Source organism: Epibacterium sp. ABZ3_068 (genome assembly GCF_056159265.1).
On the sequence record NZ_JBSWUV010000001.1, the window covers coordinates 2,104,338 to 2,129,842 of the forward strand.

General features: G+C 55.7%; 19 protein-coding genes. 2 read left to right on the forward strand and 17 right to left on the reverse strand.

Annotated features, from left to right (window positions below; translation table 11 throughout):
* Complete coding sequence (locus ACXAEW_RS10205) at window positions 1-1,239, reverse strand: glycosyltransferase (protein ID WP_474941216.1); 1,239 nt, start codon at window positions 1,237-1,239, stop codon at window positions 1-3.
* Entirely contained in the window at window positions 1,236-2,468 is a 1,233-nt protein-coding gene (locus ACXAEW_RS10210; RefSeq protein ID WP_474941217.1) for a glycosyltransferase family protein, read from the reverse strand. Before ACXAEW_RS10210 ends, ACXAEW_RS10205 begins: the two co-directional genes overlap by 4 nt.
* Before the next feature lie 403 nt (window positions 2,469-2,871).
* Between ACXAEW_RS10210 and ACXAEW_RS10215 the strand changes: the two genes are divergently transcribed.
* A complete protein-coding gene (locus tag ACXAEW_RS10215; protein WP_474941218.1) occupies window positions 2,872-5,187 on the forward strand; it encodes a mechanosensitive ion channel family protein in 2,316 nt (771 codons plus the stop codon).
* Window positions 5,188-5,328: 141 nt separating this feature from the next.
* Here the strand turns inward: ACXAEW_RS10215 and ACXAEW_RS10220 are convergent, their stop codons facing one another.
* From ACXAEW_RS10220 to ACXAEW_RS10245, 6 genes are all read right to left on the reverse strand, one after another.
* The gene (locus tag ACXAEW_RS10220; protein ID WP_474941219.1) at window positions 5,329-6,687 is read right to left on the reverse strand and encodes a CoA transferase; all 1,359 of its coding nucleotides are present in this window, start codon (window positions 6,685-6,687) and stop codon (window positions 5,329-5,331) included.
* Window positions 6,684-7,853, reverse strand: coding sequence for an ABC transporter permease (locus ACXAEW_RS10225; protein ID WP_474941220.1), 1,170 nt, complete (start codon window positions 7,851-7,853; stop codon window positions 6,684-6,686). The genes ACXAEW_RS10220 and ACXAEW_RS10225 overlap by 4 nt, the downstream gene beginning before the upstream one ends.
* Window positions 7,850-8,878, reverse strand: a complete 1,029-nt coding sequence (locus ACXAEW_RS10230) for an ABC transporter permease (protein ID WP_474941221.1) — start codon at window positions 8,876-8,878, stop codon at window positions 7,850-7,852. Before ACXAEW_RS10230 ends, ACXAEW_RS10225 begins: the two co-directional genes overlap by 4 nt.
* Window positions 8,878-10,809 carry an ABC transporter substrate-binding protein gene (locus tag ACXAEW_RS10235; RefSeq protein WP_474941222.1) on the reverse strand — a complete coding sequence of 644 codons (1,932 nt, stop codon included), beginning with the start codon at window positions 10,807-10,809 and terminating at the stop codon, window positions 8,878-8,880. The genes ACXAEW_RS10230 and ACXAEW_RS10235 overlap by 1 nt, the downstream gene beginning before the upstream one ends.
* Entirely contained in the window at window positions 10,802-12,574 is a 1,773-nt protein-coding gene (locus ACXAEW_RS10240) for an ABC transporter ATP-binding protein (RefSeq protein WP_474941223.1), read from the reverse strand. The genes ACXAEW_RS10235 and ACXAEW_RS10240 overlap by 8 nt, the downstream gene beginning before the upstream one ends.
* A gap of 438 nt (window positions 12,575-13,012) precedes the next feature.
* Window positions 13,013-13,405 carry a DUF3307 domain-containing protein gene (locus ACXAEW_RS10245; RefSeq protein ID WP_474941224.1) on the reverse strand — a complete coding sequence of 131 codons (393 nt, stop codon included), beginning with the start codon at window positions 13,403-13,405 and terminating at the stop codon, window positions 13,013-13,015.
* A gap of 206 nt (window positions 13,406-13,611) precedes the next feature.
* Here ACXAEW_RS10245 and ACXAEW_RS10250 point away from each other — a divergent pair, with 206 nt between their 5' ends.
* Complete coding sequence (locus tag ACXAEW_RS10250; protein WP_474943024.1) at window positions 13,612-16,596, forward strand: ABC transporter transmembrane domain-containing protein; 2,985 nt, start codon at window positions 13,612-13,614, stop codon at window positions 16,594-16,596.
* Here the strand turns inward: ACXAEW_RS10250 and ACXAEW_RS10255 are convergent.
* From ACXAEW_RS10255 to ACXAEW_RS10295, 9 genes are all read right to left on the reverse strand, one after another.
* The gene (locus tag ACXAEW_RS10255; RefSeq protein WP_474941225.1) at window positions 16,593-16,979 is read right to left on the reverse strand and encodes an ArsR/SmtB family transcription factor; all 387 of its coding nucleotides are present in this window, start codon (window positions 16,977-16,979) and stop codon (window positions 16,593-16,595) included. The two genes, ACXAEW_RS10250 and ACXAEW_RS10255, sit on opposite strands and share 4 nt — an antisense overlap.
* Before the next feature lie 290 nt (window positions 16,980-17,269).
* A complete protein-coding gene (locus tag ACXAEW_RS10260; RefSeq protein WP_474941226.1) occupies window positions 17,270-18,607 on the reverse strand; it encodes a lyase family protein in 1,338 nt (445 codons plus the stop codon).
* A 25-nt stretch (window positions 18,608-18,632) separates the two neighbouring features.
* A complete protein-coding gene (pcaD, locus tag ACXAEW_RS10265; RefSeq protein ID WP_474941227.1) occupies window positions 18,633-19,427 on the reverse strand; it encodes a 3-oxoadipate enol-lactonase in 795 nt (264 codons plus the stop codon).
* A gap of 107 nt (window positions 19,428-19,534) precedes the next feature.
* The gene (locus ACXAEW_RS10270) at window positions 19,535-20,515 is read right to left on the reverse strand and encodes a threonine ammonia-lyase (RefSeq protein WP_474941228.1); all 981 of its coding nucleotides are present in this window, start codon (window positions 20,513-20,515) and stop codon (window positions 19,535-19,537) included.
* Window positions 20,503-21,447: an alpha/beta fold hydrolase gene (locus ACXAEW_RS10275; protein ID WP_474941229.1), complete on the reverse strand. Its 945-nt coding sequence runs from the start codon at window positions 21,445-21,447 to the stop codon at window positions 20,503-20,505. Before ACXAEW_RS10275 ends, ACXAEW_RS10270 begins: the two co-directional genes overlap by 13 nt.
* Window positions 21,365-22,051 (reverse strand): haloacid dehalogenase type II, encoded by a 687-nt coding sequence (locus ACXAEW_RS10280; RefSeq protein ID WP_474941230.1) that lies wholly within the window; start codon window positions 22,049-22,051, stop codon window positions 21,365-21,367. The genes ACXAEW_RS10275 and ACXAEW_RS10280 overlap by 83 nt, the downstream gene beginning before the upstream one ends.
* Before the next feature lie 262 nt (window positions 22,052-22,313).
* Window positions 22,314-23,105 (reverse strand): enoyl-ACP reductase FabI, encoded by a 792-nt coding sequence (locus tag ACXAEW_RS10285; protein WP_474941231.1) that lies wholly within the window; start codon window positions 23,103-23,105, stop codon window positions 22,314-22,316.
* Window positions 23,106-23,110: 5 nt separating this feature from the next.
* On the reverse strand, window positions 23,111-24,340 hold the full coding sequence (fabB, locus tag ACXAEW_RS10290; RefSeq protein ID WP_474941232.1) for a beta-ketoacyl-ACP synthase I: 1,230 nt from the start codon (window positions 24,338-24,340) through the stop codon (window positions 23,111-23,113).
* Window positions 24,341-24,467: 127 nt separating this feature from the next.
* Window positions 24,468-25,469: an aldo/keto reductase gene (locus ACXAEW_RS10295; RefSeq protein WP_474941233.1), complete on the reverse strand. Its 1,002-nt coding sequence runs from the start codon at window positions 25,467-25,469 to the stop codon at window positions 24,468-24,470.
* Window positions 25,470-25,505 lie beyond the last annotated feature (36 nt).

Below are 25,505 nucleotides of genomic sequence, written 5' to 3' on the forward strand. Positions count from 1 at the left end.
CTACTGGTCCTGCAACAGAGCGGCTAGGCGGGCTTTAAGCTGACGAATTCCGGGCATCATGCCAAATTCCTGGCGCAGGCGACCCAGCGCGGCTTCTGCCATTTCCGCAGCTCGTTCTGGTGCGCGAGCGATGTCCACAATTGCAGCAGCCAGATCTTTGGGGTGATCGTCACTTAGCCGACCGTGGGTGCCGTCGTCGATGAACTCGGGGATGGCAGAGACTGGCGTGGACAGGATCGGAAGGCGCTGTGAGGCGGCCTCCATCAGCACATTGGGCAAACCATCCCGATCACCGTCTTTGGCCACCCGGCTTGGAAGGACAAACAGATCGCTACTGCGCATTTCGCCAATGACTTCAGGCTGGTCGCAGGCCCCGCGCCAGGTGATGCGGTCAGAAATGCCTGCCTCGGCCGCTTGTTCCTGAAGTTTTGCGCCCAAGTTGCCACCGCCGATATGGGTGAAATGCCAGTCCAGATCACCCGGCAGCAAAGCAAGCGCGGCAATCAGGTTGTCAAAGCCCTTTTTCTCGACCAGGCGTCCAACAGACATGAGTTTGAGCGGGGCATCCGCCGTTCGCCAGCTGCGTTCCGGTGGTTCAGGAAACCGGCGTAGGTCGAGACCGTGATAGATCAGATCGACTGGAGTGCCATCCGACATCTCTTGCAAGTGTTTTGCGCCAAAACCGGTGCAGGTCGCACCAAAGGCTGCGCCATATGTTTTGTCCGAGAGTTTTTCGGAAATTTCCCAATCGGGGGAGGTCCAGATGTCCTTGGCGTGGGCTGCAAAGCTCCAGGGCATGCCGCGCATGATCGCCGCGTAGCGAGCGACCGAGGACGGCGTGTGCAGAAAATGCGCATACATCGCAAGAACGTCATCTGACATCTCTGCCGCCAGAACGCAGGCCTGCCCGAACCTGCGGACACGGTTCGGTGTGATGTCGCGGCGCAGATCCGCTCGGTAGATTTCATAGGCCTTCGCATAGCCCGGCATTTGTTGCGCGGCCTCGCGTGCGGCCCAGACCCGTTCCGGTTCTTGATATAGGTATTCCGGCAGGTAATGCACCTGTGCCTTCAACCGGTCATGCAGCGGATGACGTTTGATGTCGGTGGGGTGGCGCAGGGACCAGATTTCGAAGGTTATGCCGTCTTCTTCGAGTGCAACAAGTTCCTGGGCAATGAATGTCTCGGACAGGCGTGGCCAGCCTTTGACGAGCACGGCGAGAGGGGGTGTATTTTTCATTCAGCGGCCTTTGGGGCACGTTCAGCCAGAAGGCGTTCGACACGTGCAGTCACATAGTCCAGCCCATCCAGCAGCTCGGCGTGTTTGACTGCGGCTGAAGGCGGTTTTTGATGTTCAAGTGCGCGGATGGCGCGGATCATGGAGGCAGGTGTAAGCCCGTCGCGGTTTTCGTCCAGCATAGTTACCAGCCCCAGCTCTTCTGCGCGGCTGGCCCGGATCCACTGTTCCAAACGGGGTTTGGTGCGCGGCACGATCACGGCGGGTTTGTCAAAGGACAATAGCTCGCAGAACGTATTATAGCCGCCCATGGCAACCACGCCCTGCGCGCCGGCAAAGAGCGTCTCGATCTGGCTTTCAAAGCCAACGGCGGTCACCCGACCATCCAGACGGGAGACACGAGTTTCAAATTCCACCCGTGTTTCGCCGGACAGGAAGGGGCCATAAACCAGAATGGCGCGCGGTCCAAGGGTCTGATCCTGCTCATAGGCCGAGAGCACCAGATCCACCATTGTCGCTCCATCGCCGCCGCCGCCGGGGGTGATCAGCACATAGGGTTGCCGTGGTGGTGGGCCGACCTCACCCAGGTCACGGCGCAGATACCCTGTCCAGTGCATGCGGTTGTGCGTTTCCGGTTTGAGGGTCAACCCTTGGGTTGGATCGTAAACAGACCGGGAGCCATAGACCCAGATTTCGTCGTAGTAAGTCTCCATCGCGCGCAGAGCGTCTTTGCGCTGCCATTCGGCGGCAAGGATGGCAGGTTCATCGAGGACATCGCGCAGACCAAGGACCATTTTGGCAGAGCCGTCACGCTTGAGCCGTTCAAGTGTGGGCAGAAGCTCTCCACGAAAACCGCTGGGTTCCTTGTCCACAATCAGAATGTCAGGGGCATAGGTCTCTACGGTAGACAGGATCAGATTGGCACGAAGTTCAGTGGTTTCTTCGATGCCCATGCCAAGGGTGCGCGACGCATAAGAGCCATCGGATCGTTTGATGACACCGGGCAGACGCACATGGTCCACGCGCGTCGGGAACGCAAAACGGCCTGCAACCGGAGATCCCGTCAGGATGAGCGCAGATGCTGAAGCATCTGCGGATGTGATCGCCTCGGCGAGTGCCCGCGAGCGGCGCAAGTGTCCCAATCCAAACGTGTCATGACTGTATAAAACAACGCGTGGACCGCGGACACGGCTTGCTGAAATCTCTGCTGACCTGATTGAGCTGGTCGTCATGGTAGCATCCTTAACGCAACTGATGCGATCCCACGATCTCCAAGGAAACGACAGATGCCGCCCGGTTTCAGTCGCCCGAATTCGTGACCCTTGTCTTTGGCCATCTTGTGCCCCGGTTCTGGCGAGGTTGCCTTTTGTGGCACCTGGCGCTTGTTCTTTTCTACCAGCTTTGGCGGGTAGGTGACGTGTGGCCCAAATTTCAGGCGCTCTTATTTCTTATGGGAGTAGTCGTCTTGAAAATGCTATAAAAGCGCTATTCCCGCTCGCCAGCTATACCGTGAGAGTTGCTAAGTTGCAATCAAGCTTAGGCGTCACCCAATCATAACAAATTTACCCTTTGGCCTTGCAGCCAATTGGTCGATACTCTTCTGAGTTAGGTTTGATTTATATAAAAGGTGGCGAAATGTCAGGCATTTTGCGCGCAGTTCTCGGTGTTGTGATCAGTCTTGCGTTCTCCGTGGCGCTGCATGCGCAAGAGGCCGCGCCCGAGAATGACGCTACATTGCGCCAAGCGATTGAGCAGGCTGTCGAAAGCGGGTTGGGTGTCATTGTCATTGACCCACGTGGAAATCCGGTCACCTCAATGCCCTCTGGTGGCGATGATGTCGCAACTGACCACCCGATGGAGGGACCATCGCGCCTGATGCAGGCCCAGTCCAGAGTGGATGCCTTTAGGGTTGCATTAAACAGTCGCCTGGAAGCGCTGCCGTATTCGGTTTTTGAATTTAAATATATCCTCCGTCAGACAAGCCCCGACGGGCGGATCATGAGATATATAGAGGTGCTCGGCGCGGCGCTGGTGCTGCTGTTGATCGGCCGTTGGCTCTCTGTCGAGATCTACGGCAAACGGATTGCCAAGAAATTTGTTGTCGCCCGCATAAAAGACGCTCCGCAGGGGTATGCGGAGAAAATGCCGTTTTTGGTCATGCGCTTTCTGACTGGTGTTGGCGCCACGATTTTTGCAATGTTGTTTGTCGCGATCACGGCGCTGATCTTCTTTGGTCGGGCAAATGATACGTCAATCCAATTCACAATTATCGCGATTTTTGCGGCGTTCTTCCTGTCGCGGACGGCTTCGGATTTGTGGCGCATGGTGCTGTCGCCGTTCTTGCCACAGTATCGCATTCCAATCCTGAACGACCGGGATGCGACGCGGCTATATTATTGGGCCTCAGCGCTTGCGACTTATGATATCTGCACGGTCCTGTTTGCCACTTGGATTGGTGATTTCGGCCTGAATTATAACGTTTATGCCCTTGTTTATGGTGCCCTTGCTTTGGCGGGAACTGCTGGCAACCTGTTGATGGTTGTGGTGAATGGACGCGCGATTTCCTGTGCCATTCGCGCAGGCAAACGCAAGGAAGACTGTTCCTGGCTGGTGCGTATGCTGTCTCTCGCGTGGGGACCTCTGGTCATGGCCTATATGGTCTTTGGCTGGCTGAAACTGACTGCAGACCTTGTTCTGGAACGGGATGTGTCTATTCCGCTGATGGCGGGCACATACATTGTTCTGACCTCCATCCTGGTGGTTTATGGTGCCATCAACTTTGTGATTGAACGCTATTTCCAGAGCAGGATGCAGCAGTCTTCGGCTGCAGAAGTTGCTGGCGACGCCGAGGGCGACGTAGCGGATGACGATGATATGGAAGAGATCGCGCTGCGGCGGCACCCGGTTGCCACCTACGAAGATCTGGCTCGTCGTGTTGCGGGGGTTCTGGCCTTTGTGGTTGGTGTGATTGCTCTGATCTTTATTTGGACACCCAATGCAGAATGGATGACCCGGCCTTGGGCTGAAAAAGGGTTGGATATTATTGCGATCCTGTTCATCGGATACATTGTGTACCACATGTTTCGGATTTGGATCGACAGCAAGATCGATCAGGAAACCAGCGATATGCCAGAGGGCGAATTGGGGGACGAAGGTGGTGCTGGAGGGGCCAGTCGTCTGGCCACGCTGTTGCCGTTGTTCCGCGGCGCTATTCTGGCTGTGGTGGTTGTGTCAATCATTCTGATCCTGTTGATGGAAATTGGCATTAACGTCAGCCCCCTGTTTGCGGGTGCCGGTGTTGTGGGCCTGGCAGTTGGCTTTGGTTCACAGACCTTGGTGCGGGACATCTTTTCGGGGGCGTTTTTTCTTTTGGATGATGCGTTTCGAAAAGGCGAATATATCGATATTGGCGATGTCAAAGGCACTGTTGAAAAGATCTCGGTCCGGTCATTCCAGTTGCGCCACCACTTGGGTGCATTGCACACAATCCCCTTTGGAGAGATCAAGGTTCTGTCCAACTACTCGCGCGATTGGGTTATGATGAAGCTGCCGCTGCGGGTGACCTATGACACGGATGTGGAGAAGGTCCGCAAGTTGATCAAGAAACTGGGCCTGCGACTGATGGAAGACCCGGTGATTGGCGATAACTTCATTCAGCCATTGAAATCCCAAGGTGTGATTGAAATGCAGGATTCTGCGATGATCATCCGGGTCAAATTCATGACCAAACCGGGGGATCAATGGACGATCCGTAAACGAGTGTTCCAGGAAATTCGCGATCTGTTTGCACAGGAAGGTATTCGGTTTGCGCATCGTGAGGTGACCGTGCGCCTTGCGGACGATCAGGTTGAAGAGATGACACCTGAACAAAAAAAGAAAGCCGCAGTGGGCGCTGTGCAAGCGGCAATTGACCACGATCTTATGGATTCCAATCCTGGCGAGGGGGATTAAGACGCAGCCGTTGACAAGACAATCTGGCTGCTCCCGCCCCTCTTTGACCCGCCAGAGGCGGGTCGCATCCCGTTGGGCCGGGCCGCTGTGTCCCTGACGGAACACAGCGGCGGATGGTGGCCCACGTCAGGAACAGTATGATCAGTTGAGTTGAGAAACGCTCCATTCGGCAGGGTGGCTGCCGCAGGCCTGAGCGGGGTTCTCCCAGAGGAGAGTTGTTTTACCAACGTGAAGCGGAGATTTGAGGCGGTGTCCGGCTCCCCAGCTGCTGTGTTCCTTCGGTGGTGCAAAATCCGCCTCGTCCCAAGCGCTTATGTCTGGGCCGCTGGCGTATGGCTCCAGTTGGTTCAAAGCTTCCGCAGTGCGCGCCAAGGAGAGATGGGCCGTGCCGACTGCCGCGCCGCCGGCGGCTGAAGTCAAGCCGGAAAGGACGGCGGCGGCCATTAAATAGCCCGTCGCGTGATCCAGCGCCTGAAAAGGCAAGGGTAGGGGGCGGGTGGTGCCAGCCCACGCCATGCCTGTATGGGCAATGCCGCTGCTCATTTGCACGAGGCTGTCGAACCCGCGTCTGCGGGCCCATGGGCCGGTCCAGCCATAGGCATTCAACGTGACTTCGACGCAATTTGGCGCAAGCGCATCGATAGAAGCGCGGTCAAATCCAAGGGCAGCCAGCGCACCGGGGCGATAGCCGTGGACAAATACGTCTGCGGTGGCCAACAGGGCGGCGAGCCTCTCGTGACCCTCGGATGTTTTGAGATCCAGCGTTGCCATTGATTTGCCAATTGAGATGTCGGGGATCACACCGGGTTCATCCCAGTCAGGCGGGTCGATGCGCAGCACTTCTGCGCCAAGGCCTGCCAGGGTTCGCGTGGCAATGGGACCTGCAAGGACGCGGGTTAGATCCAGCACACGCAGCCCTTTGAGAGGCCGCTCGATTGTTGCGTTCGGAGCGGGGCGATGAGAAATACGACGTGGTGCCTGCCAATCGACCAAGGGATCTTGTGCTACGGCGCGGCCTTGGGGGTGTAGGGCCCATTCTGCTTGGCTGCGCAGGGCCGCGGCAACTCCACCTTCTGCGTGGATCGCGTCTTCGACTTCGGCACCGCGAATGCAGCGCAGCCTTTGGGAGATACTGTCCCGATCTTCGGCACATTCAAGTGCATCAATGGCGGCCTTGCGATGGTGAGGCAAGTTTGTGTGCAGGCGAATCCAGCCGTCGCGCGTTTGATAAATGCCTGCCAGTTCATCCCAAAGATCCGCCATCTCCCGGCCGTCTGGACGAAAACTGTATTTGCTCCAGAGCGTGGCAAGGCGTTGATCAACCGTGACCTCTGGCAGATGTGCCGTGAGGTTTGTTGCCATCATATACTGCGCCAGTTCCAAGCCGACCGCCGCGATAGAGCGGGTTACCAGATCGGTAACGGCAAAGGCGCTTGGCGCAGTCCCGGTGCCAGTGCTGCTAAAGCGGTCTGGTGTGGGAAGGGCATCCAGTAATGTCATTGTTGATAGGGGTCCAGGCTGTCGCGCAGCCCATCGCCAAGGAAGTTAAACGCAAGCACAACCACAACGATCGGCAACATGGGGATGGCGGTCCAGGGGTAGATCTCGATACTGGCGAGGTTCTGGGCATCGTTCAGCATCACCCCCCAGCTTACGGCCGGAGCACGCAGACCGAGACCCAGATAGGAGAGGGCTGTTTCACCGAGGATCATTGCAGGGATCGACAACGTGGCAGAAGCGATCAGATGGCTGAGGAAATTTGGCAGCAGGTGTTTGCGGATCACCCGGCCAGAGCTTGCGCCCATCATCTCGGCGGCGCGGACGTATTCTTCTTCGCGTAAAGAAAGGAACTTGGCGCGGACAGATCGTGCCAGTCCCGGCCAATCCAAAAGGCCGAGAATGATCGAAATCACAAAAAACACGGCGATGGGGGACCAGTTGGAGGGTACCGCCGCCGATAGCGCGAGCCAGAGGGGCAGTTCTGGTAGGGAGCGCAGGACTTCGATCATCCGGTTGATGACCCAGTCGATTGTTCCACCGAAATAGCCGGCAATAGAGCCAAAAAATATGCCCAGCACAAAAGAAACGGTGATCCCGATCAGGCCGACGGTCAGTGAGAGCTGTGCGCCATAAAGGATGCGGCTGAAAACATCGCGGCCCAGTCGGTCCGATCCCCAGAGGAAGAAGGGTACAACCTCTTCATCCAGTGTCTCAGGCGGGCAGAACAGATGCGTGTCCGACCGGATCAAGCCTGCGATCTTGTAGGATTTGCCTTCGCAAAAGAACCGCAGTTTTCGGGGCGTTTCCAAATCAGGAATAAACTCCCATTGGAAAGTTTCCAGATTGGCCTCGGAAGTCATCGGATAGATGAAGGGGCCTAAAAACTCGCCCTGGTGAAAGAAGTGAATGCTTTGTGGTGGCGAATAAAGATGTTCAGCGTGGCGCTCGTTTGGGCCGTAGGGCGCGACAAACCCGATAAATGGCAACAAAAGGTAGCAAAACAGCAGAAACGCGCCGGACACCAGTCCCAGACGATGCGTGCGGAACTTGCGCCAGATCAGAAGCCAGTTCGGAGCATCCAGATCCTTACGCTCAATCTCTTGCAAGGCCGGGTTCGGATCAAATGGCGCATCGCTTACATAACGATTGTCGGGGGACTGGGTCATGATTTGCGTCCCTCATATCGAATGCGCGGATCAAGAAGCATCAAGAGCACGTCCGATATCATCGTGCCGATCAAGGTCAGCAGGGCGACAAACATCAACACAAAGGCTGAAAGGAACATGTCCTGTGATTTGAGCGCCTGCAGAAGATCGGGTCCAATTGTTTGCAGGCCAAGGACGACCGAAACAAGAACCGATCCTGAAACCATTGAGGGCAGCAGGTTCCCGATATCCGCCACAAAGGGGTTAAATGCAACACGCAGTGGATACTTCATCAACATCCGGCGCGGTGGCATACCTTTGGCAATTGCTGTTTCAACATAGGGTTTGCCCAGCTCATCCAGCATATTTGCGCGCAGGCGCTGCATCATGGCAGAGGCCCCCGATGTGCCGATGACAAAGGTTGGTACGATCAGGTGTAAAAGGATCGATTTTACCTTGTCCCAAGACATCGGTGCGTTTTCGTAAGCCGGATCCATCAGCCCGCCAATCGGCAGATTCAGATGCTTGTGACCATAGTAAAACAGGATCAGCGCAAGCAGGAAATTGGGAGTTGCGAGGCCGAGATAGCCGACAAAGGCTGATGTATAGTCCACCCACGAGCGTGCACGTGCCGCGGCGAGAACGCCCAAAGGGAGCGCCACAAGGTAAACAAACAGCACCGCAGCCAAGTTTACCATGACGGTCATCCAAAGGCTGTCGCCCACGATCTCGGCGACGGGGGCGTCAAATTCGAAAGACCAGCCAAAGTTGCCCTGGATCAGGCCTGAAAACCCATGTGGCCCCGGGATGAAGCCGATCCAGATCAGATATTGCTGCCAAAGTGGCCGGTCGAGTGCGTATTCCTGTCGGAGAAATTCGGCCTTGGCCACGCCTGCTGATTGGCCGGAAGCCTGAAGCTCCGCAATCTGGTTGGACAAATAGTCGCCCGGGGGCAGGTTGATGATGATAAAAATCAGTACTGACACCACCCAAAGGGTCAGCAGCATGGTGCCTAATCGGTAAAATGCATAGCGCAGGATCTGCATCAGCCCTTGCCACCTTCAAAATAAAATTCATCCATCCGGTGGATGCCAAAATGCGCGCCGGGATCCCAGGCCCAGATGCCTTTTTCCGGGACATTACGTAGCTTGCGATTGATAACAACTGGCTGTGGCGCGCCGGCCACCAACCCGATGCCATAGACTTGTTCCGCGTGAATCATCAGCATGTCGTGCCAGATCCGGCTCCGGGTTTCATTGTCTGTGGCGTTGTTCCATGCGTGCATCAGATGCATGAGTTCTTCGGCTGCGGGATCATCCGGCGCTTCGCCGACTTGCCCGCTGGTCTGATAATACTGCCCCCATTTGGGCCAGGCCAGGAAAGTCTGATCTGTTGGCGCAAGGAAAGATGGAGAGGTATATGGTCCGGGTAACCCGTTGTCCCAGCCATACCAGACCGAGGCCATAGTGGTGCCGGAAAATACGCGGTTTCGCAGGATGTCCCGATCCAGAGGGCGCAGGATCAGTTTGATACCGATGTCGTTCCAATCGTCTGTGATGATCTGAAGAGCGTTCTCCACCTCTTGGCGTTCGCCTGCGGTCTCTACCACCAATTCCATCTTGCGCCCGTCAGGCAGGTAACGAATGCCATAGGCGTCTTTTTCCGTGAACCCAGCCTCGTCCAGCAGTTGATTGGCAAGATCCGGATCAAAGGTAGACCAGGCGCTGCGCATCTTGTCTTCGTAAAACGGGCTTTGTTCCAGCACGGCCATGGCACCAGGGTGTCCGAGCTTAAAATAGAGCGCCTTGTTTATAGCGCGCCGGTTAATGGCCAGAGAAAGTGCACGGCGAACACGCACATCGCGCAGGGTCTTGCGCCAGACCGGATCATTTACGTTCAGATTCGGATAAATGGCGATCTGGGATGCGGCTCCGCTTTGCCACAGAACAGCGCGGTAGTTTCCACCCTCATTTTCCCCTTTGCGCAGGATGGGAATGTCGCGAAATCCGAGACCCCGGGCCTGAAGGTCGGCTTCTCCGGCGTTCGACTTTGCGGCAATCAGCCCACCTGACACAATCTCCATTTCGACCGTGTCGATATATGGCAGTTGCACCCCGTGGCTGTCGACGCGATGATAAAAGGGATTGCGGACAAACTGGTGGCGGATCTTTTTACCCGACGTGGCGTTCATCCACGGCTGCAAGGTTGGCAATTCGTGGTTGTCGAACTTGTACATATTATCGAGTTTGTTATGCAGGGCCGCCCAGGATTTTACACGGGCATAGTCGACCTCTTCCTGCAATTCCTCGGCAGAGGTGAAATCTGCGTGGAACTTCTTCAGATAGTGTGCAGGGCGATAGATAAAGGGAGGGCGCGCCTGTGCCAAGCTCTGCATGAAATTTGGATTTGGTGTGGACCACTCATAGATCACTGTGGTCTCGTCCGGGAAACTGACATTTGGCAGTTCGCCATCCACGCGCAGGAAGTCGGGCGGACCTGCCGGGCTGAGGAGCGGATTGTTCGCGACGTCTTCCCACCAATAGCGAAAGTCTTCGGCCGTAAAAGGTGTTCCGTCGGACCATTTGTGGCCGGGACGCAGGCGCAGCGTGTACTTGCGGTTGCCTTCGTTTTCACAGGCCAAAAGCAGATCGGGCGCCAGGTTATAGTGTTGGTCATATCCGACTAGGCGGGCATAGCCATAGACAACCATCTGTCGGATGTCTTTTGATCGGCTGACCATTGTGTTGAGAGTGCCGCCTTGTATGCCAAAACTGCGGCCCTTTGCCTCCAAGTCAACAACCAGCGGTATGTCCGGCAGGCGTTCCTCGATCGGGGGCAGGTGTTTCATGTTCACTTCGGATTGCCAGAAGGAGCTTTCTTGCAAAAGCGGCAGTTGCCCCGTTTGAGACTGTGCCACCTGAGGAGCGCAGGAAACGCCCAGTGCGACAAGGGCAAGTGAACGCAATAGATTAAACATGGCACCTCACCTTATGCCCCGGTTCGACCTGGTTGAGGGGCGGCGCATCGTTACCTTCAAAGCGGAAAGCATCCGGCCAGCAGTCCGGCGTGCCAGCGCCCTGTGCCACGAGTTTCAGGTCGATGGGGCGGTTCACCGCGGGTTCGGGTTGAGCGGCGATCAGTGCTTTTGTGTAAGGATGTTGAGGATTATAAAACAACGTGTCCGGAGGTGCCTGTTCAACCACCAATCCACGCCGCATTACGGCAACTTCATCCGCGATACGGGCGACCACGGCAAGATCATGACTGATAAAAAGGTAAGACAGGTTCTTGCGGTTTCGGATTTCTTCCAACAGCAGGAGGATCTGCTCTTGAACCGAGACATCCAAAGCAGAGGTCGGTTCGTCACAGACCAGCAGTTTGGGATCCAGCATCAGCGCCCGCGCGATGGAAAGCCTTTGCCGTTGCCCGCCGGAAAACGCATGTGGATACCGCAACAGCATGTCCGGGCTGAGGCCAACAAGTCGCAAAAGCTCTGCTGCCTGGGCGCGCTGGTCTGAACGGGTTCCGATCCTGTGGATTTCCAGCGGCTCTGTCAGCGCATCTTGGATACGCATGCGCGGGCTCAGCGAGGAATAGGGGTCTTGGAACACCATCTGTGCTTCGCGCTGAAACCTCATTCGGGTGCTGGCATCCATGTCATGGACCGGCACAGCGTCCGCGTCTGGAGCGCCGCGAAACAGAACTTGGCCACCGGGGTCAGGCAGTTCGGCCCCCAAGGCTATGCGCGCAGCCGTGGTCTTGCCTGATCCGCTTTCGCCCACAATTGCAAGTGTCTTGCCGCGGGGTAGAGCCAAATCCACACCACGACAGGCGTGAACCATCAAGGGCGCAGACCAGCCGCGTCCTGCACGCAGTTTATACGTTTTCGCGACTGATTTCATTTCCAGAATCAGATCGTGACCCGAGATTGGCTGCACCGGAACCGGTGCATCGGGAATACAGGGTGCTGCGTTGATCAGCGCCTTGGTGTAGGGGTGCGCAGGCGCGGCCAGAATGGGTTTTGCCTCCCCCGCTTCCATCACCCGGCCCTTGTGCATGACCACAACTTTTTCAGCCATATTTGCCACAACGCCCAGGTCATGGGTTACAAGGATCATGGCCATGCCGGTTTGCTGTTGCAGATCCTTCATCAGCCCCAGCACCTGAGCCTGTGTGGTAACGTCCAATGCCGTTGTCGGTTCATCCGCGATCATCAGCTTAGGGCGAGCAACCATCGCCATTGCGATCATCGCGCGTTGCAGCATACCGCCCGAAAGCTCAAAAGGGTACGACCGATAGGTGCGTTCAGGATCTGGAAAGCCAACTTGCGCAAAGACATCCAGGACTTTTTGCCGCGCCGCCTGCCCCATGGGGCCGCCATGAAGGTGCAGCACTTCGACCACTTGATTGCCGATCCGATGCAACGGTGAAAGGGACCGCATGGGTTCTTGAAAAATCATCGACACCTGATTGCCACGGATATCGCGCAACGACCGCTGGTCGAGGTGCAACAGGTTCACAGTGCCATCGTCGAGTTTGAGGTTGATCTGACCAGAAGTAACCTTGGCCATGCGGGGCAGGATTCCCAAAGCCGAGCGGCAGGTTAGCGTTTTGCCCGAACCACTTTCCCCGACCAAAGCAAGCGTTTGGCCCGCCTCCACGTCAAAGCTCACGTCCTCCACCACCGGCGCATTACCGGAGAACGAAATGCTCAGATTATTCACCGACAAGAGGGAGGTCATAAAACGGTGGTTCCAGTACACCAATTCAGAGGTTGCGGGAAATGAAAGGGGTTTGGCAGGTGCATGGTCGTCCTAAGTGTCTTTCCAAATTCCAACATCGCGCGTAACCACACTTCAGGTCAAATCTTTTGCCGTAGCGTTGCTGCATTCCTCGGCAGGTTTTTGTGTAACTGTCGTATTATTGAATCTACGCAGTAACGATAGAGTATCGAGGGGAAAAACCAACGGAAGAGTCTGCGCAACTGCGTTCAAAGACCGGTTTGGTTGTCGAAGCATCTCACGCGTGTGGCTGCGGGTAGTGGATCGCCAAGTTGTTCAAGCGCGACTGGTTCCGAGATGCTGCTCAGCGGATGTCAAACGCTGTCGCCGCCAACTGAGGTTGACGGGTAAGTCCAAGGTCGTGACAAAAAAGTTATCAATGCGTGGGGTAATAATTCGTCAAGACAGCACAAAAACACACCAAGCCCAACCTATTGCAAGGTAAGTCGCCTGATGAAGAGCCTGATCCGCGCCCATTGCCCACCAAAACAGAGGTTGCGTCGGCTTTAGGGACTTCTTTTCATTGTAACAGGCTTTGCCAAAGTCGATGTGGAAATGCACGATCCATTCAATAATGCAGATAATCACTGCGAATTTGACTGGCGCCCCCATCAAGGCCAGGACAACGGCTGTGCCAATTAAGTGCACGCTCACATGTTGCGCACGCCCCATATGAAAATACAGGTTGCGGCCAGAAAGCATGCGCGGGGTCTGAAGAAAAAAGTCTGCAAACATGTGCTTGACTTGCAACAAGAATAGCAACGCAAGCAGGGATGCGACGTGTTCTGACAATGGTTTGTCCTTCTTCAGACCTAGAATTCGTTTGAACCTTACGGTTTTTCATCGCATTGGCAAACACTCCTGTTTGCGATCATGCACAGAACTTACAAAACGATCAGGGGTATGACAGTCTTGGCGTGGCGTCATTCCGGGGCTAAATATTCTTGGCCGATGCCATTATCGGGAGCAGGGTGATCGAACGTTCTCTTTTTAAGTTTATTTGGAAGTACTCAAAGCGCGACCAGTTCATATTGCTTCTGGTGACTTCCTGTTTGTTCCCGCTGCTCTATCTCACGCTTGAGCTGCCCAAACGGATCATCAACGACGCGATCGGTTCTCAGACGTCCACCATTGCTGTGATGGGGTATGAACTGGAACAGCTTCATTTCCTGTGGTTGCTGTGTGGCGCTTTCCTGTTTTCGGTCTTGTGTCACGGTCTGCTGAAGATGCGGATCAACACGATGAAGGGCATTCTTGCCGAACGGATGCTTCGCCGGTTCAGGTTCCAGTTGATCGAACGTATTCTGAGGTTCCCTCAACCCTATTTCGAACGGGTGAGCCAGGGGGAGCTTGTGTCAATGGTCACCTCGGAAAGCGAGCCGATGGGTGGCTTGATGGGAGATGCAATCAGTCAACCGGTGTTGCAGGCCGGTCAAATGCTGACGATCCTGTTCTTCCTGTTTTCCCAGAATGTCTGGTTCGGATTGGCGGCCGTTGCGCTTATTCCATTGCAGGGATGGCTGATTCCTATGCTTCAGCGCCGCATCAACCTGTTGAACAAAAAACGCATTCACCAGGTCAGGGCGCTGGCCTCTGAGATCGGCGAAAGTGCGGCAGGTGCGTCAACACTGCGGATCAACGGCGGCTGGCGGTATCGGCTTGCGATAATTACCGAGCGGTTGGGACGGCTTTATGATATCCGTTTCGACATCTATCGGAAGAAGTTTTTTATGAAGTTTCTCAATAACTTCATTACGCAACTGACGCCATTCTTCTTTTACGCCGTTGGTGGGTATCTTGTCTTGCAGGGCAAGGTTTCACTGGGCGCGCTGGTCGCCGCCCTTGCAGCCTACAAAGATCTGGCTTCGCCCTGGAAAGAGCTCTTGGCCTACTACAACCAGACCCAGGATATGTCCGTACGCTGGGATGTTATTCTGGAACGTTTTGCCCCTTCTGGCATGATAGATGCAGAGCTTATGCGAGGCGATCCAGAGCAGGTTCACCGTTTGAACGGCGATGTGATTTTGGAAAAGGTGAACGTAAGGGACGCTGATGGTAATCTTGTTCTTGAAGATCTGAATGCCACCCTGCCTCAGGGGAAGGTGATCGGAATTGCGGCGCCATCAGAGGAAGACCGCCGTGCGCTGGCGCAGCTTTTGACCCGCGAGATCCTGCCTGTATCAGGGCAGGTGACCATTGCAGGTCATGATTTGCGGCAATTGCATCAATCCGTGCTGGCCGCACGTGTGGGTCATGCGACGTCTCGGCCTGTGTTGTTTCAGGGGTCCTTTGGCGACAATGTTTTAATGCCAATGCGACCCAGACCCCAGGGTGCCGCGCACGACGAACGCCGCAATCTGGATGCCATCAAAGCGGGCAACAGTGGTGACCCCTTTGATGCTGCTTGGCTCGATCCTGGATTGGCGCGGTTAAACAATGAGGGTGAGTTGCGCCAGTGGTGGTTGCAGTTGGTCGAGGGGATCGGCTCGCAAACGGCTTTGTTCCGTCGCGGGATGGAGCAACGTTTCATGCCAGATGCGCACCCCGTGTTGGCCCGAAAGATCGTCCACCTCAGATCCGAGATTCAAGCGGAGATTCGTGAGGCAGGCTTAGAGGATATGGTGCATTTTTTTGAACCTGGCTCCTACAACGCGGCAATGCCTGTCGCTGAAAACCTGCTTTTTGCAACAACATATGTGCCGCTTACAGATGCGCAGTTGCTCCAACAAAGGGATTTTCTGGAGCGTTTGTCGCAATTGGGGTTGGTTCAGGATCTGGTTGGTCTGACCCAGGATGTGGTCGATATGTTGCGCCAGACCTTTGGTATCGACGGAGTGGATCATCCGCTGTTTCGCAAACTCGGGATTGGCGTTGACACTTATGAAACGGCCCTGTCGCTAACGGAAAAGACCCGTAAAAGCGGCGCAGATGCGCTGGACCTGAAAGAGTTGGCACAATTGCTGATTGTTCCGTTTCGGATTTCAGCTGAAAAGATCGGTCCGGCGTTTACAGATGAGATGAAAGAAAGGGTGTTGGAGTTTCGTCGCGCAAACGGGCATGAGATGCGGGAAACGCTGCACGAAGGCTTCGTGCCGATTTCCGTGACAGAATATGCACCCGGTCTTACCGTTCTGGAAAACGCAATATTTGGCAAAATCTCTGACGGTGCAGGGTCAAAAGGGGAGGAATTGCGCAAGCTGGTCTCTGGCCTCTTGATCAAAAATGGGTTGCGTGATCTGGTGGTTGAACTGATTTTTGATCTTCCTATCGCGGTGGGAGGGCAGGGGTTGCCTGCAAGTTTTGCCGAACCTCTGGCCTTCTCGAGGGCAACGGTCAAGCGCCCGGATCTGCTGATCCTGGATGGAGCCATGGCTAGCTATGATCTTGAAACCCGGATTTCCATTCATAAGAATTTGCGCAGGCTTTTGCCTGAGGCAACACTCGTTTACTTGGGTGCGGAATTCGCGCATCCCGACGTATTCGATGTCTACTATGAGCTCCGCCAAGGGCGGCTTGTGACCGACGAAACCCAAGAACTTGCGGTTGAGGATGGTGCGGCCAGTGCGGATCTATCGCGTAAACTACGGGCACTGGAGCAGACAGAACTGTTTTCCGGGCTGAATCGCCGACAATTGCGGCTTCTCGCCTTCGGCGCACGTTGGTTTGAAGCTGAGGCGGGGCAGACTGTGTTTCGCAAGGATGATGATGCTTCGGACGGAGCCTATATGATTCTGGAAGGGGAGGCCGACTTTTACTTGCCGCACCCGGATAAAACAGACCGCTATATCGTAACGTTTGGCCCCGGTCGCCTTGTGGGAGAACTGGGACTTATCCGGCGCGAGCCGCGTGCGTTGACGATGGTGGCAAAGACCGATTTGACATGCCTTCGGATCGGCGAGGAAGAGTTCCTGGCAGTTGTCGAAAACGATGCCTCAACGGCATTCAAGTTGTTACAAGTCGTTGCTGGATACGTGTCAAACTAGGATGCGTTCTCTACAGCGTTTACATCTTCCGTCTGGTTCTCGCAGAACATTTTATAAAGAAGCTCAAGGATTTGGGCTGCGTTCTGATCTTTGAGGCTGTAATAAACAGTTTTTCCTGCGCGGCGCGTGTGAACCATGCCTTCGTCACGAAGACGAGCCAGCATTTGACTAACTGCTGCTTGCCGAAGGCCAAGCAGGTCTTCCAATTCGCCGACAGAGCGCTCGCCGTCTACCAGATGGCACAAAATCATTAGCCGTCCCTGATGCGCCAAGGCTTTCAGGAACGCTGCAGCAGCTGCTGCGCTCTCCGACATATCCTCGGGCGCGGGCTTTGTGTTTTCAGTTGAGATATTCATAATCGTAAAGGTTTCGTTGCTCGTCATGAAAGATTGTCGACATATTGCATAAAAAGTTGAGCTAATGCCAGAGCTTTGGTTGCGTCCTATTGACGTTACGTTAAGCTGGGGATCGACCCGTCTACATCCGGGCTTTCACGAGATTTTGTTCGAAATAGCGATGCCTTATACGTCGATTTCGGTGGAATCATTTTAACCTGCCACAAACTGAAACTCATCGCTTAATGACAGTTATATTTCACAAAAGTGTAAAGGCCGCGCAGAGACTGAGCGCATCTTGGGAATGGTTTTGCCCGGCTTTGCCTTGCGCTGTGCTTTCAAACCGCGAGGCGTTCAGAAACCCTTTCCGCAAAGCTGATCGCCTCTGCAGGTGCATGGCCGAGTTGCAGGTCAGCATGAAACACGTGGCTGAAGTCTTGGTCCGGAAACGCTTTAGACGCCAGGACGTGCAACGGAGATTTCTGGGCGATCGCGTCCTTACATAGGGTTTTTACGGTGTCCTGAGCTTCAGGGCGCGAAAGCGACTTGCACAATGCAAAGGTCAGCGCCTCGGCATGGATCAGGCCGAGGTTATCCGCCAGTTCGGCATTCATTTGGTCAAGGTTTGGGGAAATTGCCTTGCTCAGCGCAGCGGCGGTTTCAGCCGCTGTAGCAGAGGTCAGAACAATTTGCGGCAGGCTGAGCCATTCCGAAAACCACGCAGAGGCGTCCCGTTGATATTGGTGGGTGGCACTGGCGTGCAGGCTGGTGTGGAGACCAGTGCTGAAATGGGAGAGGGATATCAGCTTGGCCGCGGCTACCGGATTTTGTTTATGCGGCAATGTGGAGGATGCGCCGCCATCTGCAAGCGTCAGGGTGTTGATACCGGTTTGCGTCATCCCATGGCAGTCTTGCCCGATTTTACTCAGAGCAAGCGTCACATGGTGCATCCACCCGACCAATCGCAAAATTGGGCTGCGGTCGGTATGCCAGCTGCGCTTTGGGTCATTGAGAGCCAATCCTGCGGCCAGTTCCGAGCGGGTTTCAATCGCTTTTTCTCCCAGTGCCGACCCGGTTCCAGCCGCGCCGGACAAAGAAACCAGAACAGACGTTTCCCTTAAATTGGGCAATTCATCCAAAAGGTTCAGAAGCGGGTTGCCCCAGCTGGCGACAACCGCGCCAAAAGAGGTCGGGCATGCGTGAAGGCCGAAACTGCGGCCGGCCAAGGGCTGGGCCGCATGTGTTTTGGAAAGTGTTGCCAAGGTGCGCAGAAGGTCGTGGAGCTTGCCTTCAATCAAAGTGAGGGCTTGGCGCATACGCAACATCAGGGCCGTGTCCATGATGTCTTGGGAGGTGGCGCCCCAGTGTACGTATTGCGCATGCTCCGGTGCATTCATCTCTGCGCGCAGCGCGGCCACAAGAGCGGGAACAGGAACTCCGTTGATTCTTGTTTCAACGCGTAACGCACCGGGGTCAATCGCAACTTCCATGACTGCGCGTTGGATCGCGGCGGCGGCTTCTTGCGGGATCACCCCCAAAGTGCCCTGTGCCTTGGCCAATGCGCCTTCAACCAGAAGCATGGCGCGGATTTCCGCGCTGTCCGAAAAGAGCCGCCCCACGTCTCCGGTTGCAAACAGACCGCTGTACAGCTGGCTTTCGAAAAGGGATGCAGCCATCGGGGAGGCCTCCAGTTATATGTCTTTACGCAGCGATATGGCCGATCTGGCGCAAAAAGGCCACCAGATGGTTTGCAAAGGCATCAGGCTGTTCCACGCAGGGCATGTGGCCGGATCTGCGGATAAGTTCGAAACGGCTGCCCGGTATCAGATTCACGGTCTCTCGTACAAGGTCAGCAGGGGTCGAACCATCTTCGGTTCCGCAGATGCCCAGAGTTGGCAGGCGCAACGCGCTGGTAGGGGTGTAGAAATCGGTGCCGGAAATTGCGGCGCAGCAGCCGGTGTATCCCTGTGTCGGTGTGGCAAGGATCATCTCTTTCAGGTGATCTGCCAATGCGCCATTGCGATTGCTGCGGGCCAACCAACGCTCCAGCGTGGGGTCAACAATGGTCTTTAGGCCCTTCTCCTCAATCTGGTTGATCCGGTGCTTCCACATCTGAGGGGTGCCGATCTTTGCCGCTGTATTGGACAGGACCAGCGCCCGGATCTGGTCCAAGCGTTTCACAGCAAGACCCTGCGCAACCATGCCACCGATTGATAGGCCAACGATCACAACATCGCGCAAGTTTAAGGCATCCAGGAGCGTTTCGGTATCCTTGACGAGGCTTCCCATCCCATAGGGTGCATCCGGTGCGGACGACAGCCCATGCCCGCGCAGATCAAACCGGAGAATGCGCAGCCCATCTGGAAGCCGGGCGATCACAGGATCCCAAAGGCTTTGATTGGTGCCCAGTGCATGAATAAAAACAAGAGGCGCGCCGTCCTCTGGCCCTTCCAGGGAATAGTTAAGCTCTATGTCTCCGATCTGTGCGATTGGCATGTGGGTCTCCAGCAATATTGCACTGCCATGTGCCGCGCCTCTGCCCATGATGCAAGCTTATACAAAACATGTTTTGACTGCCGTATCTGAAGGAAAACGGGCTGCGGTCAGCATGGGTACGCGCGCAGCGCCGTATGGAAGGTGGCCGGGTCCACATTCCCGCCGGTGGCAACAGCAATGACCGTGTCTTTTTCAAAGGCGTCCCCATGAAGAAGCCCGGCTGCCAGAGCGACGGCCCCGCCGGGCTCGATAACGATTTTCAGCCGAAGGAAGGCCTCTGCCATCGCGCGCAAGGCGTCCCCGTCCGAGACCGCAATACCTGCGCCCACTAGGCGCGACAGGATCGAGAATGTTGTCGGGCCTGGCTCAGGTGTCAGGATGGCGTCACAGACCGAACCGGTCAGGGAGGCGTTTGACTGGATTTTTCCAGCGGACAATGACCGGGCAACATCGTCAAAACCCTCTGGTTCTACGGGACGGACACGCATGTTTGGGGCGTATTTTTCCAACGCGAGCGCAACCCCAGACGTCAGGCCGCCCCCTCCGCAACATACGGCAACCTCGGCCTCGGTGATCCCCAGGTCCGCCGCTTGTCGTGCGATTTCAAGGCCCACGCTGCCTTGGCCAGCAATCACATCCGGATCTTCGTACGGGGTGATCAGATGTAGCCCGCGTTCTTCGGCTATGGCGGCACCTACTGCTTCACGGCTTTCGCCACCCACCCTGTCATAAAGAACGACCTCTGCGCCCAAAGCGCGGGTATTGTCGATCTTGAGCTTTGGGGCATCTGCAGGCATTACGATGACGGCGGGCGTTTTGTGGGCCCGTGCTGCAGCGGCCACACCCTGTGCATGATTGCCACTGGAATAGGCGATGACTCCGCGCTTGCGGGCGTGAAAGCTCAGCGCGGATACTGCGGACCAGCCGCCACGGAATTTGAACGATCCGGTGTGCTGAAGGCATTCCGCTTTCACCAGAACTCGTCGGCCTGCAAGCTGATCAAGGTCAGGAGACCACAGAAGCGGCGTGACCCTTGCATGTCCGTGCAGTCGAAGGGCTGCGGCTTCGATTTTTTCTATTGTGGCCATATGGCATGCTCCAAGACAGTGTGAATGGTGGACAGGGAGGCGGGTTCATCGAGGAAGGGTACATGGCCACGGTTCGGGATCTCTTGCAGCTGCGCCTGAGGGAGGCGTGCACCCACTTTCTCAAAAGTTTCACGGCTCAGAATGTCTGAGTTTTCACCGCGCAGGACACCAAGGGGCAGGCCATCAAGCGCTTGAAAAAGCGGCCAAAGATCCGGGGGCGGGCCAGCCTCGGCCTGTTTCAGAAGGGCGTCGCGCAGCTTGATGTCATACCGCAGTTCCAGACCAGAAGGGCCTTGTGTGTAAAAGGTAGCAACCTCCTCGTACCAGCGCATTTGCGGCACGTCCGGAAAAGCCGTCTTCATGGCAGAGGCAAGCTGTTCTGCCGCCTGGTCCAGGGTTTTGGCCGCCGGTTTGCGGCCGAGATAGTCCATGATCCGCGCAATCCCCTTTGAGGGAATTTCCGGACCAACGTCGTTGAGCACCACCGCCGCCAACCGGTCCTTGGCCGTAGCCGCAAGTATCATGGCCACCAGTCCGCCACGGGACGTGCCCAGGATGGCTGCTTTCTTGAGGGACAGGTGATCCAAAAGGGCGACTACATCCTGTGCCTCTTGCAAGACGTTGTAGTTCATAAAGTTCGGGTCATAAGCGGATTGTCCCCGGCCCCGAGAGTCGAGGGTAATCAACCGATATGCGGAGGCGTGAGGCGCTAAGTAGCGAAAATCGCGGCCGCAACGGGTCAATCCGGGGAGGCAGACAAGCGGGAGGCGGGAGAGGGCCGATTTGTCCTGTGTTGCTGTGTCCGTGAAATGCAGCGTTAACCCATCAGAGGTCTTGAAACCCGTCATATTACGCGCTCGCAAGGTCAGGAATTGGGTACAGGTCTTCCAGAGTATAGTCGGGGTGCCAGGGGAGCCTGTCAGTTGGCTCATTCATGCGGTTTGCCCAAGCTGTTGTAAAACCATACCCAGTTGCCGCAGCTGCGTCCCAGCCATTGGACGAGACAAACAAGACCTCATCTTTGGTGCAATTGAACCGTTGTCCAACAAGATCGTATACAGCAGCGGCGGGTTTGAAAACGCCTACGCTTTCGACGGAAAGCACATCGTCAAGCGATGCAGCGATACCCGCGGATTGGACTGCTCCATCAAGCATATCGGGTGAGCCATTTGATAGGATTGCAACATTGAAACCTTGCTGTTTGAGCCTGTCCAGAACAGCCGGAACTTCCGGGTAGGCTTGAAGCTCCCAAAAGAGGTCCATCAGGCGCTCCTGCAGTTTGCTGTCGCCAGACAGGCCGCAGGCCTCGATCGCCCAGTCAAGGCTGTCCCGCGTCACTTGCCAGAAGTCCGTGTGGTCATTGGTAATTGCACGCAACCAAGTGTATTGAAGCTGCTTTAGTCGCCAGTGCGAAGCAAGCTGCTTCCAATGGTCTTGTAGGTGGGGGAATTCCGGTTCCTGCGCTGCTCTGCGGGCGGCAGATGTTACGTCGAAAAGTGTTCCGTAGGCGTCAAAGATGCAAGTGGTGATGGGCATGGGGCAATCTCCTGTCCGAACAATTGCATAGTGTCCGGTGCCTCGCAAAGGGGCAAATCCTGAGGCGGCCGTTTCACTCCGGTTCCGGAGGGCTCCCGCCCATTGCGGCGTAGCCGAAGTCTGCGTCCTCATCGGTTGGGCGTGGCAGCGCGCAGGCGCGCTGCGGGTTCACGCTGCAACCAAGGTGTCGGGTAGAAGAACCAAAAAAAGGCAGCTCGAAAGCTGCCTTTTATCAAGTGATATTGGTGTCTTGGACTTCTGCTTAGAGGTGGTCCGGTTGGGGCATGCCCAGCACATGGAAGCCACCGTCAACACGCACAATCTCACCCGTTGTGCAAGCGCCCGCGTCAGACGCCAGGTAAACAGCCGTGCCACCTACCGCATCGAGCGTGGCGTTCGACCGCAATGGTGCGTTCTGATCCGTGTGTTTGAAAGTTTTACGCGCGCCACCGATGGCCGCACCGGCCAATGTCTTCATCGGACCTGGTGAAATTGCATTCACCCGGATGCCTTCAGGGCCCAGATCGTTTGCCAGATAGCGGGTGGCAGATTCCAGCGCCGCTTTGGCCACGCCCATGACATTGTAATTGGGTACAACGCGGTTCGAGCCAAGGTATGTCAGCGTCAAAAGCGTGCCACCGCTGTCCTTCATCAACGGATAAGCGCGGCGGGCAACTTCGATGAAGGAGTAGGCCGAGATATCCATCGAGTTTTTGAAATTCGCGCGGCTGGTATCCAGGAAGCGTCCAGTCAGTTCTGACTTGTCAGAATAAGCAATGGCATGCACGACAAAGTCAATGGATGGCCAGCGCGTGGACAGTTGTTCAAAAGCCGCGTCCAGGGAGGCGTCGTCGGTGACGTCCACATCCACCATAAAGTCGCTGCCGACGCTTTCGGCTAGCGGTTTTAGGCGGTTGCCAAAGGCTTCACCCTGATAGGTGAATGCCAGTTCAGCCCCGGCGGCGTGCATTGCCTTGGCAATGCCCCAGGCAATCGAACGGTCATTGGCCACGCCCATGACGAGGCCGCGTTTGCCCTCAAGTACTCCGGTCATGGAAGTTATCCTTTGTATTTGCTGAGGACCATCGATCCATTGGTGCCGCCAAAGCCAAAGCTGTTGGTCATCACGGAATCAATGCCAGCGTTTTCGACGAGATCTGTCGCAACTTCGCCCGGCAGAATGCCTTCGGCGAGGGTTTCGACATTGATCGAAGGGGTTATGAAATCATGTTCCAGCATCAGAAGGCAGAAAATGGCCTCCAGAGCGCCTGCAGCCCCCTGCGCGTGACCGGTCATCGACTTGGTCGAGGAGATCGGTGGAACATTCCCTTCGCCAAATACGCGGCGCACGGCTTCCACTTCGCCAACGTCGCCCACCGGAGTGGATGTGCCGTGGGCGTTGATGTAATCAACTTTGCGACCTTCAGGGAGCGTCTGCAGTGCAAGGCGCATGGCGCGCTCTCCGCCCTCACCTGACGGGGCAACCATATCGTGCCCGTCCGAAGTTGCGGCAAAACCGGTGACCTCGGCATAGATCTTTGCACCGCGCGCAAGGGCGTGGTCCAGATCTTCCAGAACGACCATCCCGCCACCGCCGGAAATCACAAAACCATCCCGGTCCTGGTCAAACGCACGGGAGGCTTTGGTCGGGTCGTCATTCTTTTTGGACGACATCGCACCCATCGCGTCAAAGAGGCAAGACAGGGTCCAGTCCAGTTCTTCGCCGCCGCCTGCAAACATGACATCCTGTTTGCCCATCATGATCTGTTCGGCCGCATTGCCGATGCAGTGAAGAGAGGTCGAGCAGGCAGATGTAATCGAGTAGTTGATGCCCTTGATCTTGAACGCCGTTGCAAGGTTCGCAGAGATCGTCGAGGACATGCATTTGGGAACTGCAAACGGTCCGATACGTTTGGTTGCGCCGCTTTTGAGCACGGTCTGATGAGCGGTCAACATGGCGGAGGTCGAAGGCCCACCGGAACCCGCGACCAAACCGGTGCGTTCATTCACAACCTGATCTTCATCGAGACCAGCATCCGCAATTGCCTGAGACATCGCGATATATGCATAAGCCGCGCCAGGCCCCATGAAACGCAGGGTCCGTTTGTCCACCAGCTCTTTGACATCAAGGTTGATGGTGCCGGCAATCTGGCTGCGGAAACCATGTTCGGCCATTTCAGGGCTGGCTTCGATACCGGATTTACCGGCCTTCAAAGAGGCCAGAACTTCCTCTGCATTGTTCCCGATCGAGGATACGATCCCCAAACCGGTGACGACGACACGACGCATACGTGCTCTCCCTTTTCTGCTAAAACCTTACTATTCATTGCGACAGGGAGGTGCAAGGTGAGCTGCATGGTAAAGCTCATTTGCTCATATGGCTAATTGCCTCTTTCCGGTAGCGAAAGTTGTTCCCTCACCAAGCGTATGCCTCAGGCGAGGGCGCATTGCGCAACGGTTTACCGCTATGGATGGGGAATATTTGATCCAATTCCGCAAGTGTTTCTTGAGACAACTGTAAACTCACAGCGGCGTCCAGCCCGTCAAACTGTGCAGGTGTACGTATCCCGACAATGGCGCTTGTTACGGCGGGGTTCGCCAAAGTCCAGGCGATGGCTAGGGTGTTGCCACTTACTCCAAGCTGTTGGCACAAATCCGAAAAGGCATGCAATCGGGGCCCAAAGGTGCTTTCGTCTAGTCCGTACCATTCCATCACCGCCTGTGCCCGGCTGCCGACAATCTGACGGTCTCCTCCTGCCAGAAGTCCTCCCGCCAGAGACATATATGCCAAAATACCTATGCCAAAAGCTTCGGCTCCGGGGATAACATCCAGTTCCGGATAACGGCAAATTAGGCTGTACATGGATTGCTCGGATACAAAACCCAAATCACCCTGAGCGAGGCCTTCCATCTGGTGTTTGGCTAGTGCCCAACCACAATAATTGCTGGTCCCCGTATAGGTGATTTTTCCGGTGTCTTTCAGTCGGGACAGTGTTCCCCAAAGTTCTTCACCTGAGATGCGGCGGTCTACATGGTGCAATTGGTAGAGGTCAATATGGTCGGTTTGCAACCGCCGTAACGACTCTTCAACTTGTTTACGAATTTTGTAGGCAGATAGTCCTGCCTCTTCGTTTAAGTTACGTGGTTCCGGCTTTTCTTGAAATACTTTAGTTGCTAGGACGATTTTGTCACGGTTGGCAGGTGATTTCGCGATCCAACGCCCAATTATTTCTTCTGTCTGCCCCCAGGCGGGGTTGCCGTAGTCGTTGGATGTATCAATTAAGTTGATCCCCATGTCCACGGCTTGGTCTAAGATGCGATGCGCCTCCGCTTCAGTCGTGCGCGGTCCAAAAGTCATTGTACCCAATGTCAGTCGGCTTACTGTAACGTTTGATCTACCTAACTTCCTATATTTCATGATAATCCCTGCTTCCAAAGCGCTTTGGGAGTAGGG

Excerpts from the sequence above, each read along its gene's own strand:
- ACXAEW_RS10225 (WP_474941220.1), bottom strand. The coding sequence starts at position 7,853 with ATGACCCAGTCCCCCGACAATCGTTATGTAAGCGATGCGCCATTTGAT.
- ACXAEW_RS10295 (WP_474941233.1), bottom strand. The coding sequence starts at position 25,469 with ATGAAATATAGGAAGTTAGGTAGATCAAACGTTACAGTAAGCCGACTG.
- fabB (WP_474941232.1), bottom strand. The coding sequence starts at position 24,340 with ATGCGTCGTGTCGTCGTCACCGGTTTGGGGATCGTATCCTCGATCGGG.
- ACXAEW_RS10240 (WP_474941223.1), bottom strand. The coding sequence starts at position 12,574 with ATGACCTCCCTCTTGTCGGTGAATAATCTGAGCATTTCGTTCTCCGGT.
- ACXAEW_RS10280 (WP_474941230.1), bottom strand. The coding sequence starts at position 22,051 with ATGCCCATCACCACTTGCATCTTTGACGCCTACGGAACACTTTTCGAC.
- ACXAEW_RS10275 (WP_474941229.1), bottom strand. The coding sequence starts at position 21,447 with ATGAGCCAACTGACAGGCTCCCCTGGCACCCCGACTATACTCTGGAAG.
- ACXAEW_RS10230 (WP_474941221.1), bottom strand. The coding sequence starts at position 8,878 with ATGCAGATCCTGCGCTATGCATTTTACCGATTAGGCACCATGCTGCTG.
- ACXAEW_RS10235 (WP_474941222.1), bottom strand. The coding sequence starts at position 10,809 with ATGTTTAATCTATTGCGTTCACTTGCCCTTGTCGCACTGGGCGTTTCC.
- ACXAEW_RS10215 (WP_474941218.1), top strand. The coding sequence starts at position 2,872 with ATGTCAGGCATTTTGCGCGCAGTTCTCGGTGTTGTGATCAGTCTTGCG.
- ACXAEW_RS10210 (WP_474941217.1), bottom strand. The coding sequence starts at position 2,468 with ATGACGACCAGCTCAATCAGGTCAGCAGAGATTTCAGCAAGCCGTGTC.
- pcaD (WP_474941227.1), bottom strand. The coding sequence starts at position 19,427 with ATGCCAATCGCACAGATCGGAGACATAGAGCTTAACTATTCCCTGGAA.
- ACXAEW_RS10220 (WP_474941219.1), bottom strand. The coding sequence starts at position 6,687 with ATGACATTACTGGATGCCCTTCCCACACCAGACCGCTTTAGCAGCACT.
- ACXAEW_RS10285 (WP_474941231.1), bottom strand. The coding sequence starts at position 23,105 with ATGACCGGAGTACTTGAGGGCAAACGCGGCCTCGTCATGGGCGTGGCC.
- ACXAEW_RS10255 (WP_474941225.1), bottom strand. The coding sequence starts at position 16,979 with ATGACGAGCAACGAAACCTTTACGATTATGAATATCTCAACTGAAAAC.
- ACXAEW_RS10205 (WP_474941216.1), bottom strand. The coding sequence starts at position 1,239 with ATGAAAAATACACCCCCTCTCGCCGTGCTCGTCAAAGGCTGGCCACGC.
- ACXAEW_RS10260 (WP_474941226.1), bottom strand. The coding sequence starts at position 18,607 with ATGGCTGCATCCCTTTTCGAAAGCCAGCTGTACAGCGGTCTGTTTGCA.
- ACXAEW_RS10270 (WP_474941228.1), bottom strand. The coding sequence starts at position 20,515 with ATGGCCACAATAGAAAAAATCGAAGCCGCAGCCCTTCGACTGCACGGA.